At 40.5% G+C, this 14,006-nt stretch carries 11 protein-coding genes; 8 read left to right on the top strand and 3 right to left on the bottom strand.

The window, feature by feature from the left end:
- Positions 1-30: 30 nt before the first annotated feature.
- Together gyrB and gyrA are read left to right on the top strand one after the other, a co-directional pair.
- Positions 31-2,043 carry a DNA topoisomerase (ATP-hydrolyzing) subunit B gene (gene gyrB / locus IEU71_RS05675; RefSeq protein WP_004910723.1) on the top strand — a complete coding sequence of 671 codons (2,013 nt, stop codon included), beginning with the start codon at positions 31-33 and terminating at the stop codon, positions 2,041-2,043.
- Between the two features lie 66 nt (positions 2,044-2,109).
- A complete protein-coding gene (gyrA, locus tag IEU71_RS05670; protein ID WP_004910721.1) occupies positions 2,110-4,659 on the top strand; it encodes a DNA gyrase subunit A in 2,550 nt (849 codons plus the stop codon).
- Positions 4,660-4,704: 45 nt separating this feature from the next.
- Here gyrA and IEU71_RS05665 read toward each other — a convergent pair whose 3' ends face one another.
- Both IEU71_RS05665 and IEU71_RS05660 read right to left on the bottom strand, forming a co-directional pair.
- Complete coding sequence (locus tag IEU71_RS05665) at positions 4,705-5,406, bottom strand: LytR/AlgR family response regulator transcription factor (protein ID WP_004910719.1); 702 nt, start codon at positions 5,404-5,406, stop codon at positions 4,705-4,707.
- On the bottom strand, positions 5,387-6,226 hold the full coding sequence (locus IEU71_RS05660; RefSeq protein WP_004910717.1) for a GHKL domain-containing protein: 840 nt from the start codon (positions 6,224-6,226) through the stop codon (positions 5,387-5,389). Before IEU71_RS05660 ends, IEU71_RS05665 begins: the two co-directional genes overlap by 20 nt.
- 246 nt (positions 6,227-6,472) lie before the next feature.
- Between IEU71_RS05660 and asp1 the strand changes: the two genes are divergently transcribed.
- Genes asp1 through asp3 form a run of 3 tightly spaced genes read left to right on the top strand, consistent with a single transcriptional unit; the run spans position 6,473 to position 10,498 of the window.
- Complete coding sequence (gene asp1, locus IEU71_RS05655) at positions 6,473-7,945, top strand: accessory Sec system protein Asp1 (RefSeq protein ID WP_004910715.1); 1,473 nt, start codon at positions 6,473-6,475, stop codon at positions 7,943-7,945.
- Between the two features lie 10 nt (positions 7,946-7,955).
- Entirely contained in the window at positions 7,956-9,476 is a 1,521-nt protein-coding gene (gene asp2, locus IEU71_RS05650; RefSeq protein WP_004910713.1) for an accessory Sec system protein Asp2, read from the top strand.
- Entirely contained in the window at positions 9,476-10,498 is a 1,023-nt protein-coding gene (gene asp3, locus IEU71_RS05645) for an accessory Sec system protein Asp3 (protein WP_036066352.1), read from the top strand. The genes asp2 and asp3 overlap by 1 nt, the downstream gene beginning before the upstream one ends.
- 63 nt (positions 10,499-10,561) lie before the next feature.
- Here asp3 and IEU71_RS05640 read toward each other — a convergent pair whose 3' ends face one another.
- Positions 10,562-10,936 (bottom strand): PaaI family thioesterase, encoded by a 375-nt coding sequence (locus IEU71_RS05640; RefSeq protein WP_004910710.1) that lies wholly within the window; start codon positions 10,934-10,936, stop codon positions 10,562-10,564.
- A 34-nt stretch (positions 10,937-10,970) separates the two neighbouring features.
- Between IEU71_RS05640 and menB the strand changes: the two genes are divergently transcribed.
- Genes menB through IEU71_RS05625 form a run of 3 tightly spaced genes read left to right on the top strand, consistent with a single transcriptional unit; the run spans position 10,971 to position 13,823 of the window.
- Entirely contained in the window at positions 10,971-11,804 is an 834-nt protein-coding gene (gene menB / locus IEU71_RS05635; protein WP_004910708.1) for a 1,4-dihydroxy-2-naphthoyl-CoA synthase, read from the top strand.
- Between the two features lie 28 nt (positions 11,805-11,832).
- Complete coding sequence (locus tag IEU71_RS05630) at positions 11,833-12,624, top strand: carbon-nitrogen family hydrolase (RefSeq protein ID WP_004910706.1); 792 nt, start codon at positions 11,833-11,835, stop codon at positions 12,622-12,624.
- A gap of 14 nt (positions 12,625-12,638) precedes the next feature.
- Positions 12,639-13,823, top strand: coding sequence for a pyridoxal phosphate-dependent aminotransferase (locus IEU71_RS05625; RefSeq protein WP_004910704.1), 1,185 nt, complete (start codon positions 12,639-12,641; stop codon positions 13,821-13,823).
- Positions 13,824-14,006 lie beyond the last annotated feature (183 nt).

Genomic DNA, 14,006 nt, shown 5'->3' with positions numbered 1-14,006 from the left:
GCAGATTATATCTGTTCACACGCTAATAATATGGCAGAGAATATCGAAAATGAAGCATTGGAGAACATTGATGGCATCGTGACAGATGATGCCGAGATTCGTCAAGCAAGTACCGTTCATGCTGCAGCAGGTGCTTACAATGCTGATCAAATTCAAGTTTTGGAAGGATTGGAAGCTGTCCGCAAACGCCCTGGCATGTACATTGGTACGACCACAGCGCAAGGCTTGCACCATTTGGTATGGGAAATTGTTGATAACGGGATTGATGAAGCATTAGCAGGTTTTGCCTCACACATTACCGTCACAATCGAAAAAGATAATTCAATCACGGTAACCGATGATGGCCGTGGTATTCCTGTCGACATTCAAACTAAAACGGGTAAGCCAGCTCTTGAAACTGTCTTTACTGTATTACACGCCGGTGGTAAATTTGGCGGTGGCGGTTATAAAGTATCTGGTGGTTTACACGGTGTTGGAGCTTCTGTTGTCAATGCTTTGTCAACGGATTTGGACGTTAGAGTTGTTCGTGATAATACTGTTTATTACATGGACTTCAAAGTGGGACGCGTCAACACACCGATGAAGCAATTGACTGAAAAGCCCACCATTGAGCGTGGCACAATTGTTCATTTTAAGCCAGATGCAGATATTTTCCGTGAAACAACAGTTTATAACTACAACACATTACTAACACGTGTGCGGGAATTGGCGTTTTTGAATAAAGGTTTGCGCATTTCAATCACAGATAATCGACCTGAAGAAGCCGTTTCTGAAAGCTTCCATTTTGAAGGCGGTATCAAAGAATACGTCAGTTATTTGAATAAGGACAAGACTGCTATTTTCCCTGAACCTGTCCATGTTGAGGGTGAAGAAAATGGCATTGTGGTGGAAGCTGCCTTACAGTACACTACCGATATTAAAGACAATCTGCGGACGTTTACTAACAATATCAATACCTATGAAGGTGGGACGCACGAAACTGGTTTTAAGACAGCCTTAACACGTGTGATCAATGATTACGCTCGCAAAAATGGTCAGCTCAAAGATAATGCAGAAAGTTTGACAGGGGAAGATGTGCGCGAAGGCATGACTGCTATCGTGTCAATCAAGCATCCAGATCCACAATTTGAAGGACAAACCAAAACTAAATTAGGTAACTCCGATGCACGTCAAGCAACGGACCGGATGTTCTCAGAAACGTTTAGCCGTTTCATGATGGAAAATCCAGCAGTTGCCAAGCAAATTGTCGAAAAAGGTGTCTTAGCCCAAAAAGCACGCTTAGCTGCCAAGCGTGCACGCGAAATGACACGCAAACAATCTGGTTTGGAAATTGGTAATTTGCCAGGTAAACTAGCTGATAATACCTCAAATGATCCTGAAATTTCAGAATTATTTATTGTTGAGGGTGATTCAGCCGGTGGTTCGGCTAAGCAAGGACGTAACCGTTTGACGCAAGCTATTTTGCCAATTCGAGGCAAAATTTTAAATGTTGGGAAAGCTTCATTGGATCGTGTGTTGGCCAACGAAGAAATTCGCTCATTGTTTACAGCAATGGGGACTGGATTTGGTGATGACTTTAATGTTGAAAAAGCCAATTACCACAAAGTTATTATTATGACAGATGCCGATGTCGATGGTGCCCATATTCGAACACTATTGTTAACGCTATTTTATCGCTATATGCGACCACTTGTTGACGCAGGCTATATTTATATTGCGCAGCCACCGCTTTATGGTGTTGCCTTAGGTAATAATAAATCAATGACGTACATTGATTCTGATGAAGAACTTGAAGACTATTTGTCACAATTACCATCCAATATTAAACCAAAAGTTCAACGTTATAAGGGACTAGGGGAAATGGATTATGATCAGCTAGCAGATACAACCATGGATCCGCAGAACCGTCGTTTGTTACGAGTTGACCCAACTGATGCTGAGGAAGCCGAAGCAGTTATTGATATGTTAATGGGTGGGGATGTACCGCCACGTCGTAAGTTTATTGAAGACAATGCTGTCTTTGTTGAGAACTTGGATATTTAATAATTGCCATCCAGATGATTTACGTAATGTAAAATCATTCAAAATACTTACAAGGAGTTAAGCAGCATGTCTGAATCAAATGATAGTCGCATTAAAAACGCGAATTTGTCAGAACAAATGAAAACATCATTCTTGTCATACGCCATGTCAGTTATCGTGGCGCGTGCCTTACCAGATGTTCGTGATGGTATGAAGCCGGTTCACCGTCGTATTTTATATTCGATGATTGAACAAGGTAACACGCCAGATAAACCACACAAAAAATCAGCGCGTATCGTCGGTGATGTCATGGGTAAGTATCATCCGCACGGTGATTCAGCTATTTATGAATCAATGGTTCGTATGGCACAACCATTCTCATATCGACACATGTTGATTGATGGGCATGGTAACTTCGGCTCTGTTGATGGGGATGGCGCTGCTGCTATGCGTTATACCGAAGCACGCTTAAGTAAAGTTGCCATGGAAATGGTCCGGGATCTGAATAAAGATACGGTTGACTTTGTGCCTAACTATGATGGTGAAGAGCGTGAGCCTGAAGTCTTGCCGGCACGTTTCCCTAATTTATTGGTTAACGGCGCTACTGGTATCGCGGTCGGTATGACTACCAATATTCCGACTCATAATCTTGGGGAAGTTATTTCGGCACTTCATATTTTGATGAAAAAGCCTGAAGCAACGACTGCAGATTTGATGGAGGCATTGCCCGGACCTGATTTTCCAACAGGCGGCATTGTTATGGGAAAGTCTGGTATTCGTCGTGCCTATGAAACAGGCCGCGGTACTGTAACTGTTCGTGCTAAAGTCGACATTGAGCCAACAAAAAACGGCAAAGAACAAATTATTGTGACTGAATTGCCATATGCAGTCAACAAAGCACGTTTGATTGAGCGCATTTCTGAATTAGCCCGTGAGAAGAAAATTGATGGCATCACCGGCATTCGAGATGAATCAGACCGTGAAGGACTGAGAATTTCTATTGACGTCCGTCGAGATGCCTCAGCCAGCGTTATTTTAAATAATTTGTACAAGCAAACATTATTGCAGACTAGCTTTAGTTTTAATATGCTAGCGATTGATCATGGCGCACCAAAAACAATGAGTTTGAAGGAAATTCTTGTTGCTTATTTAGCGCATCAGCGTGAAGTCATTCGTCGCCGTACTGCCTTTGATTTGCAAAAAGCACAAGCACGTGCTCATATTTTAGAAGGTTTGCGCATTGCTCTGGATCATATTGATGCCATTATCAGTATTATCCGTGCGTCAGCTACTTCTGAAATCGCGAAAACACGGTTAATTGCTGATTATTCACTATCTGACAAACAAGCACAGGCCATTTTGGATATGCGTTTGGTTCGTCTGACTGGTTTGGAACGCGACAAAATTGAGGATGAATATCAAAAACTTGTCGCATTAATTGCTGATTTGAAGGATATTTTGGCACACGAAGAGCGTGTGGATCAAATCATTTATGATGAGTTATTAGAAATTCAGACGAAATTCGGTGATGCGCGACGTACCGAACTACAAGTCGGCGATGTGATGAGCATTGAAGATGAGGATCTCATTGAAGAAGAAGATGTCATTGTAACATTGACGAATAGTGGCTATATCAAGCGTGTACCAACCGCTGAATTTAAGGCGCAAAATCGTGGTGGTCGTGGCGTGCAAGGCATGAACGTCCATGATGAAGATTTCGTCGATCAAATGGTTGCAACATCAACGCATGATACACTGCTGTTCTTTACCAACAAAGGGAAAGTCTATCGTATGAAGGGCTACGAAGTGCCTGAGTATGGGCGCCAAGCCAAAGGAATTCCCGTTGTGAATCTTTTAAATTTTGAAAAAGATGAAAAAATTCAAACAGTGGTCAACGTTCGTGGAGAGGCTAGTGAAAGTAAAGACTATCTATTCTTCGTTACACGCTTAGGTGTTGTCAAGCGTACGGCAGTGAGCGAATTTTCAAATATTCGTACTAATGGTCTAAAAGCTGTTACGTTACATGATGATGATGAAGTGCTATCCGTTGAAATTACTGATGGGACACAAAATATTATCATTGCAACGCACAATGGCTATTCAGTTAGTTTTGCGGAGGCGGATGTTCGCGTTATGGGTCGTTCCGCTGCTGGTGTTCGTGGTATTCGTTTGCGTGAAGGTGACTGGGTAATTGGCTCTGATGTCTTACACGACAATGACAACGTGTTGGTTATTACTGAAAAAGGTTATGGTAAACAAACGCCGGTCAGTGAGTATCCGATTAAAGGTCGTGGTGGTAAAGGTATCAAAACGGCGAATATTACAGAGAAAAATGGGCCATTGGCAGGTATGATAATTGTCAATGGGCAAGAAGACATTATGGTGACGACTACCCAAGGGGTGATGATACGATTTAGCGTAGATTCAGTTAGTCAAACTGGTCGTGCAACACTTGGTGTTCGTTTGATAAGGCTTGAAGACGAGGCACAAGTTGCAACTTTGGCAAAAGTTGATCAGCAAGAAGAAGTAGCAGATGAAGATGTTTCACGTGAAACATCTGACCATGCACCACTTGATAATCAACAAATTGACCAAGTCTCACAATTATTAGATCGTGCACAAGATGATTCAGAATAATATTTAAAAAGAGTATCTCAATATTAATTGAGATACTCTTTTTTATCATGATTGAAGATACGACAAATTATGCTTGAAACGTCGTGAAACAGGTAATAAATCACCTGTGGTTAACAAAAGCGTTTTGTCTTTTAGGCGGTATTGTTGAATAAAATCGTGATTGACACAAAATGAAGCGTGAATTTGAAGAAATTTATCGTGAGATTGGTTGATTTGTTTGATTGTATTGCGTATTTGAGTCGTCGTATTTGATTGATGAACATTGATATAGTGACGCCCATTGTTACTATTCACATGAGAAATTGTATTCAAATCAAAAGTTTCAGTGTGTGCGCCATTGTGAATTGTCAGCCAGACTGGCATTTTAAGGTCAAATTGATTTAATCGTTGATAGGCCATTTGGACAGCATGTTGTAACTTTTTACCAAATTGTGCTTCAGGTTGTGCTTTTTGAATGAAATCGAGTGCACTAATATGTGATTGGAAAGTTTGTAATGATAATTCATCATGAGTCGTAATAATGATGATGGGAGAAACACAATCGGTTTGTCGAATCATTTTCGCTGTATTAATACCAGCGTGAAGAAGTCCTTTAATTTCTAAATCAAGTAAAATAATTTTTGGATGAGTGTCTGCTGCAAGCGCCGTGAGTAGTTTTGTTGGTGAATCAGTTATAAAACTGGTTGGCAAATAATGCTGAATCCGTTGCTGACCAATTGGGTCGTCTTCAAGTACGTAAAAATTCATTTGTTGCTCCAAAAGTGAGTGTTTGTGTAAAAGTGTCGTGGCTGAGCGTTGTTCTCAGTGAAACATCAGGTTGATGATTAACATAATGTTTTACAAATGTTAAGCCAATCCCACTGTGGCCTTGTTTGCTGGAAAATCCTGATTTGGTCAGATGATTGGTGGCGAATGGCTGGTCAATACTGTTGGTAATTTGAATGACGTGTAAGTTATTTAATGGTTGCAAGGTTAAGCAAACTAATTTTTCTTGTGTTTTCTCGGCCGCTTCAATAGCGTTATCGAGCAGAATGGCAATTGTGCGATACAGGTTTAGGCTGATTTGACTATCACAACTTGTTAGCAGATCTATTGAAAATGTGACACCAGTATCAGTAGCCAATCGATGTTTAACTAGTAATAAACTGCGTAGATTTGGGTCGCCGATTAAATGAATGTTGAGAGATTTTTGATTTGGTAATGTCGTTAAGCTACTTGATACTAATGTTTCATAGGCACATGAAACTTCTTGTAAATTACCATTTTGAATAGCGAAAGCTAAACTCGCTAATACATTTTGATAGTCGTGCTTGAAGTAACGGAAATCCTCATTTGCCTTTTCTAAGGATTGTGTATAATCGTATGTAATTGATATTTCGTGCTGCTGTTGCGATAGTAATTGACGGTGACGAAAAAATGCAACTACAAGAAAAATAAGTAGAAAAACTAATAAAAATTTTACTTCACTAGAGAGCCAAATAAGCCCCATCAAAATTAATAAAATATCAATGACATGGCATGGTGAAAAAGTTGGTTGGAACAGCAAGGCAATCAGTGCTTGAGCCATTAAAACGACACCTCTATTCATAAAATTGCACATATATAATCATAACAATAAAATTAATGAATTAAAAATGAACAAAATATCAATAATAATCACTTAACAAATAATACGTCATATCGGTCATAATTGCTTATAATTTGTTAAAAAGGCGCAATGAAGTTCATTTTAGAAACCTGATATAATGGAAAGAGTGTAGCGGTAGAAGTTGCCGCAGTTTTTAAGTACATGGTTGATGGGTAGGTAAAAAGATTGAAAATTCATATTATTCCGGACTGGCATAATGCAAATGCTGTCGTGCCACAATTTAATGACAGTCGCTATCAAGCACAATTATTTTTGTCACAAGGACAGACAGTTGAATTAGTTGTACTTGATTTTTTACCACAGTTACGACTATTATTGGCCGACGCACAACTGGAATCAGCCAATGTTTGGTCAGCTTTTGATCAATTACAACATATTGATTTAAAAGCACAATTACCTTTAGTATTAGCAGATTTAAGCTGGCCGACAGGGGCCTTATTTGTCAGACTGAAAGGGCAAATATTAGTGACTGTCAATCAGCAGCATTATGCGACTGTTTATTTGACGCCCAAAACGGATGCAGCGCTTGATCATATTGATTTGTATGAAGCTGATCATCTCATACAACGCTTGGTCCTTGATGATCGGGGTTTTGTGTCACAAGTGCTGACATTTGAGCAAGATAATCTAGTACGTCGAGATTATTTGACACCCAGTGGGCAGGTTGCCATTCAAGAAGATTGCTTAACAGGACAAGTCACAACGCAACAAAATTGGACGACACAAACCCAATTTGATAATATAAACAGCTTAGTTAAAGCTGTTTTGAAATCACATCTACGCGCGATACCAGATTTGGGCAATGTGATTATGGCTAGTGGTGAGTTGAATCGTGAAATCATCCAAGATTGGTCGCTTGACCAGTCGGTCATCATGAGTTGGCCGGCTAATGATTGGCAAGCCATTGAATCTGGAGAAAACGATAAAGTCAGCTTCAATGTTGTTCAAACACTTGCTGATCAAGAACATTTGTCACAACAGTTGCCAAATCATGCCAATATTAGCACTATTCCTGCGTTTCCAACTGATAACAAGGTTGAGTTAGTGTCCAATGATATGACACATCCCATTAAAACCATTTATTGGGCCACTAAATCAATGGCGTTGGCAGACCAAAAAGTGGTTGTGTCAGAACTCATTAACATATTACAAAATGATCTTAATACAGTGATTATTTTTGAATCAACGATGCCATATCCAGAAATTCAAGCTATGGTGGAGCAAGCTAGCCTGTCTGCTAAGAATGAACATGGTTTGATTGATGATGACAGCCAAGCAGCTTTCAAAGTACGCTTCCAAATCGTGACACGTCAAAATGAAATAAAGCGACAACAGTTAATGGCACAGGCACGTGTATTAGTCGACCTTGATGAACAGCCGGACCAATTTTTACAGTCTTTGGCACTGACATTTTCAGTACCACAAATTAATTTAGTGGCAACAGCTTATTTACTACCACAAGAAAACGGGCAACAGTTGGCAGCCATAACTGACTTACAGGACGTGTTACCCATGTATTTGAATGATCAAGATAAGTTTAATCAAACACAACGTGCAGCGCGTGAACTGGCTAAAGAGACAAATAGTGAGATGCTTTGGATAAAGTGGCAACAGATTTTTAATAAAGTGAAATCATAACGGGGCATATATGACAACATCTATTCTACAAATTGGCGCCATTGATTGGACGCCAGAAATTACTGCACCATTAGATTGGCACTACACGTCTATTTTTGATTTGCCTACTTTTTTAGCGACACAAAAAGACCCTTATATCCTAGAACAAACTTATGTTGTGTTGACTGATGATGTGTTAGAAAGTTCATTATTATCTAGTCAAATTCAGGAGTGGCCAGCGTTTCGGGTGATTTATTTTGCAACGCAGATTGCCCCTGAATTTCAAACAATATTAAGCGAGCGACGCGCCTTTGCGATTAGTGAAACAACACCAGAGCGTGTGTCAAAGCGCATTTTGACTGACCTTTATCTTGGGCAGCAAGGATTTGCAACGCGTTTTAGTGAAACACAGTTTTTACCAACAGTACCAAGTGGCATTCATTTTAGTCGTATGGGTCGTTTTTTGGCGCGCTTCGAAGGTGATTTTGGCTCAGAATGGCAACAAATTGGGACATTACAGACACTTAAAACAGATTTCATTGCTAATCAAACGAACGAAATTTGGCTAGATTATCGTCAAACGGATACAGCTGCTGCTGCTTTGCTATTCATCTTTTATCGCGATGGTGCAATTTTAACGCAAGACATGATTAAAGGGGATGCTTTGCGGCGGATGACGCAGGTTCAAGCGCCTGCTGATTATGACAGTTATCAAATAATTGTTTTAGGCAGTGGCAAAGGACAGTTAACGCTTCATGTTGTTCACCAGCGTCGTTCTCGTCACGGTTTGGGGCATTTATTGCCAGGTGGTCAGTGGCAATTAACATCTGAGGATGAGGAAGTATTATCTTATTTCAATCCAGGGACGTTGCCTAAACCATTAGTGGTCAACTTTTCAGGGGCACGATTACATGTCGATGGTTTTGAGATGGCATCAGCTTTTAATCAATTAGGTGTTCCGTATTTGTTGTTTACAGATGCTCGTATGCAAGGTGGTGCATTTGATGTCGGGTCGCCAGCCTATGAACAAACAGTGATTGACATCATTAAACGCGCGATGGCGGAACTTAATTTAACATCACAAGATGTCATTTTGACAGGATATTCAATGGGAAGTTACCCAGCGATGTATTATGCTGGGGACATTAAACCCGGTGCACTAGTATTAGCTAAACCAATTATTAATTTAGGCACATTAACTGCTGATGCAGAATTTGCTCATCAATACAATCAAGACTGGACATTAGATGTTCGACGTCACTTGACAGGATATGTGCGACCAAATGATACTGAATCTCTGAATCAGAAGCTTTGGCGACATATTAGCACTGTGGACTGGTCAACTACAACAGTAGCGTTACTGACGATGGCACAAGATAATTATGATGGCGACAGTTTACCTGAATTACTTGATTATCTTGACACACACCATGCCTTATTAACGCATCAGGTTGAAGCGGGTTATCATAATGAAAAGATTGATGAAATGGTTGATTTTATGATGACACAGTTGACGCAATTGCGAGACAATCGGCTAGCGGAGGACGAATGATGCAATATCAAATTTATTGGCAACCGCAAACACAATTACTGGCACTACAAGGGGCAACAGTTGATTTTCGAGCATTGAATGAGGTGTTTTATGAACACTATTTTTTGCCAAGTGGACACATTATTGCACGCTGGCAGTCACAACGTCATGATTTAAATGACAAACCGATTGCGGATTTACCACGATTACAGCAAGGAAAAACTTATGAAGTAATCCGTCATATTGACATGAGTGAGCGCATGTTTGCCTATCTAAGCATCACTTTTTTTGATGAACAATTTCAGGTCATTAAGACATTTAGTAAAAATGCGGAACAGTTGACGATTGAAGTGCCGGATCAGTATCATTTTTATACCGTCGATTTGGTATCTGCAGGTACAGGCAATTTTGTTTTTCACGATTTCTTACTTAGAGAAAAGATGACAGGAATTCTAAGTGAAAATGATCAAGAAATTGCGCCCGGTGTGTATACAAACTTACAAAAGCCGGCCAAGATTGTCAGTAAAACATTGCGTGTTATTTTTTCAGAGCCGGAAGCGGCAGTAACTGATTATATGACAGACAAAATCAAAGTGACACAGCAAGGGGTTTTATTTGTCACAAGCGACCATTTGCAAGCTGGCTTTTATCGGCAAGAAAGCCTACTAACTGCCTTTAAAAATGCACGCCGTGACGTACATGCTCGTAATATTGAATTTGTCGGGTACGGCCCAATTTCCAGCTATGCGGCCTTGTATTACCAGCAAATGATTAAAGGTAGTACGGCAATTATCACTGATGATGTGCAACTTGATCCCGGTATTTCTGATTGGGCCATTACACGAACGATTGATGGTGTACGCTCGTTAGGCAATCCAATTGCCCCAAACTATATTGCCCGTCTGGTTGTGAATCGACCAAAATATGAGCGCTTAGAGATGTTACCTTATGAAACATTGACTGATGAAGAACTGGCCCGTGAGGCTGAAATTGCTGCTCGCCAACCTAAAGTCAATAAATTAGCGCAATGGTTCACTAAATAAAAAGTCAGTTGTATTTGACCTAGACTGGAAGATTTCTAGCATAGGTCAAATACAACTGACTTTTTAAACAGGTCGGGATTTATTGATCAGCGTTACAGTGGCTGTACTGGTTAGCTCATTTTTGATACTTTCACGAATCTTAACATCCCATACTTGCAAAGTACGACCAACAGAGATTGGCGTGGCTGTTGCAATTAAATGACCTTGCGAGACGGCCTTTAAATGCGCAACTTGGATATCAACACCAACAGGTATCTGACTGTTGTCATTAGCCTCATTAGCGCCTAATGAAGCAGCTGTTTCGGCTAAGAGGGCGTTGATGCCGCCATGAACAATGCCAAAGGGTTGCATCAGCTTATCAGTGACTTCAACTTCAACAATTGTTTTTTCTGCAGCTAATAATGTGGTTTTTAGGCCTAAAAGTTCTATAATATTCATATAACTAATTTCCCTTCTGAATGGAGTATAACAAATGACAACTTGGAAAGCTATCAAAACATACGACGAAATCTTGTTTGAAAAAAACACAGATGGTAAGAACCCTGGTAAAATTGCCAAAATCACAATGAATGATGTGTCAACTCATAATGCGTTTACACCTGGCATGGTTTCAGATATGATTGATGCCTTTACATTAGCTCGTGACAACGCTGAAATAGGCGTTATAATCTTGACAGGAGCTGGCGATCAGGCGTTTTCTTCTGGTGGTAATCAAAAAGTGCGTGGCAATGGTGGTTATGTTGGAGCTGATGGTATTCCACGTCTTAACGTGCTTGATTTGCAACGTCTCATGCGAATTATTCCAAAACCAATTATTGCTATGGTCAAAGGGTGGTCTGTTGGTGGCGGTAATATTTTGCAGTTAGTTGCGGATCTTACAATTGCCGCTGACAATGCGAAATTTGGACAAACTGGGCCGATGGTTGGCTCATTTGATGCTGGCTATGGTTCGGGTTATTTGGCACGTGTTATTGGTCATAAGCGTGCAAAGGAAGTATGGTTTTTGAACCATTTTTATTCTGCGCAAGAAGCCTATCAAATGAACTGGATTAATCGTGTTGTCCCTTTGGCAGAAGTTGAAACAGCGACAATTGAATGGGCTGATGAAATGTTGACAAAATCACCAACTGCCCTACGCTTTATTAAAGCGGCTATGAACGCAGATACGGATGGTTTAGCTGGCTTGCAACAATTTGCTGGGGATGCAACAATGTTGTACTACACCACAGATGAAGCAAAAGAGGGTCGTGATTCATTTAAAGAAAAGCGCGATCCAGATTTTGATCAATATCCTAAGTTTCCTTAATCTAACTTTCACTGAGAAATGAGTTGTTATGACATTAAAAGTTGCTATTGCACAAATGAATATTGCTTTAGGACAACCTGAGGTAAATGAACAAACCGTGGCACAATACGCTCAGAAAGCTTCTGAGGCAGGGGCAGATATTTTAATTTACCCTGAAATGTGGAACACTGGTTATGCACTGACTGATTTGCCACAATTAGCAGACAATGATGGCGAACGGAGTCGTCAGTTATTAGCCAGATTAGCCAAAACATATCAACTCAATATTGTTGGTGGTTCGGTTGCAACAATGCGTGATGGGCAATTTTTTAACACAATGTTTGTTTTTAATCAGTTAGGTCAACAGGTCGCACGTTATGATAAGGCGCATTTATTTGGCTTAATGAACGAAGAAAAATATATTGCTGCAGGTAGCCAACCGAATACATTCGAATTGGCAGGTGTCTTGTCAGCTGGTGTGATTTGTTACGATATTCGTTTTCCAGAATGGTTACGGACCATGATGTCAAGTGGCCCACAAGCAATTTTGTATGTGTCAGCAGAATGGCCGATACAACGTATTGCGCAGTGGCAAATTTTATTACAAGCACGCGCAATTGAAAATCAAGCATTTGTCGTTGCTGCAAATCGTGTTGGTAGTGACCGAGACAACACCTTTGGTGGTCGTTCACTAGTAATTGACCCATTAGGCAACATTGTAGCACAAGGCACGGATGCTGATGATATGTTAGTCACAGCTGACATAGATATTGCCGATGAAACAGCAATTCGTGGCCAGATACCGGTTTTTAGCGACCGCCGTCCTGAGTTATACCGTTAAGCGAGGTAAAGAAAATGCATTTTGAAGAATCTGACTTACTAAAAACACTTCCAAAACAATTTTTTGCCTCATTAGTGGCAAAAGTAAACGCAAAAATTGCGGCAGGGTATGATGTCATCAATTTGGGACAAGGTAACCCAGATCAACCCACGCCGGATTATATTGTCAAAGCGATGCAGGATGCAACAGCAAAACCAGCTGATCATAAGTATTCGCTTTTTCGTGGCGAAATGCGTTTTAAGGAAGCGATTGCCCAGTTTTATCATGATGAATATGGTGTAACCATTGATCCGTACACGGAAGTGGCCATTTTAGCTGGATCAAAAATCGGTTTAGTTGAATTACCTTGGGCGTTAATGAATCCGGGAGAGTTGCTCTTGTTACCTAATCCAGGATACCCAGATTATTTGTCAGGGGTAGCGTTGGGACGGGTTAAATATGAATCAGTTACGCTCAAGCGAGAGAATGATTTTTTGATTGACTATCATGATATTGATGACAAAACAGCTGAAAAGGCGAAGTTTCTTTATTTAAACTATCCAAACAATCCGACAGGGGCGGTTGCAACTGCCAAGTTTTATACTGATACGGTCGCTTTTGCTGAAGAAAAGCAAGTTGGCATTGTATCAGACTTTGCCTATGGCGCTATTGGATTTGACGGTCAAAAACCACTGTCATTTTTACAAACAAAAGGCGCTAAATCAGTGGGAATTGAAACATATACATTTTCAAAAACCTTTAATATGGCGGGCTGGCGTGTTGGGTTTGCAGTAGGTAATGCTGAGATGATTGAAGCGCTTAATCTGATTCAAGACCATTTATTTGTATCACTTTTTCCAGCGGTACAAGATGCAGCGATTGAAGCATTGGCAAATCAAACAGCCCGTCAAGAATCGGTTTCGAACTTAGTTGCTTTATATGAGAAGCGACGGGATGCATTTGTTACGGCAGTGACCAAATTTGGTTGGACACCCTATGTACCTAAAGGCGCTTTTTATGTATTAATGCCAGTACCTGAGGGTTATACGTCAAGCACGTTTGCAGATCTGCTACTGGAAGAGGCTAATGTCGCTGTTGCAGATGCATCTGGATTTGGTGATGGTGGTGAAGGGTACATTCGCGTGGGCCTGACGGTTGAAGCGGAACGTTTGATAGCAGCTGCTGAGCGAATTAGTCAATTGCCTATTTTTAGGCAGTAATAAGCCTGTTGAAAAAATAATTGAATAAAACAGAAAAAAGGTATTGACAAAGGGAAAAAAGAGCGTATAGTTTTAATAGTTGTCCAAGAGGCAACGAGCCGAGAGTTTGAGCGAGTCAACGAAGAAAGTAGTTGACAAGGCAAGAACAAGGTGATAAGATAATATAGTTGTCTCAAGGGGCAA

It is taken from the genome of Leuconostoc falkenbergense (assembly GCF_014634805.1).
GTDB lineage: Bacteria > Bacillota > Bacilli > Lactobacillales > Lactobacillaceae > Leuconostoc > Leuconostoc falkenbergense.
The sequence above is the reverse complement of the archived record's forward strand: the minus strand, read 5'-3'. Positions and strand labels throughout refer to the sequence as shown.

What these genes read in the sequence shown, in the direction of transcription:
- gyrB (WP_004910723.1), top strand. Translation starts at nt 31, where the DNA reads ATGGCAGAGAATATCGAAAATGAAGCATTGGAGAACATTGATGGCATC.
- gyrA (WP_004910721.1), top strand. Translation starts at nt 2,110, where the DNA reads ATGTCTGAATCAAATGATAGTCGCATTAAAAACGCGAATTTGTCAGAA.
- IEU71_RS05665 (WP_004910719.1), bottom strand. Translation starts at nt 5,406, where the DNA reads ATGAATTTTTACGTACTTGAAGACGACCCAATTGGTCAGCAACGGATT.
- IEU71_RS05660 (WP_004910717.1), bottom strand. Translation starts at nt 6,226, where the DNA reads ATGGCTCAAGCACTGATTGCCTTGCTGTTCCAACCAACTTTTTCACCA.
- asp2 (WP_004910713.1), top strand. Translation starts at nt 7,956, where the DNA reads ATGACAACATCTATTCTACAAATTGGCGCCATTGATTGGACGCCAGAA.
- asp3 (WP_036066352.1), top strand. Translation starts at nt 9,476, where the DNA reads ATGCAATATCAAATTTATTGGCAACCGCAAACACAATTACTGGCACTA.
- IEU71_RS05640 (WP_004910710.1), bottom strand. Translation starts at nt 10,936, where the DNA reads ATGAATATTATAGAACTTTTAGGCCTAAAAACCACATTATTAGCTGCA.
- menB (WP_004910708.1), top strand. Translation starts at nt 10,971, where the DNA reads ATGACAACTTGGAAAGCTATCAAAACATACGACGAAATCTTGTTTGAA.
- IEU71_RS05630 (WP_004910706.1), top strand. Translation starts at nt 11,833, where the DNA reads ATGACATTAAAAGTTGCTATTGCACAAATGAATATTGCTTTAGGACAA.
- IEU71_RS05625 (WP_004910704.1), top strand. Translation starts at nt 12,639, where the DNA reads ATGCATTTTGAAGAATCTGACTTACTAAAAACACTTCCAAAACAATTT.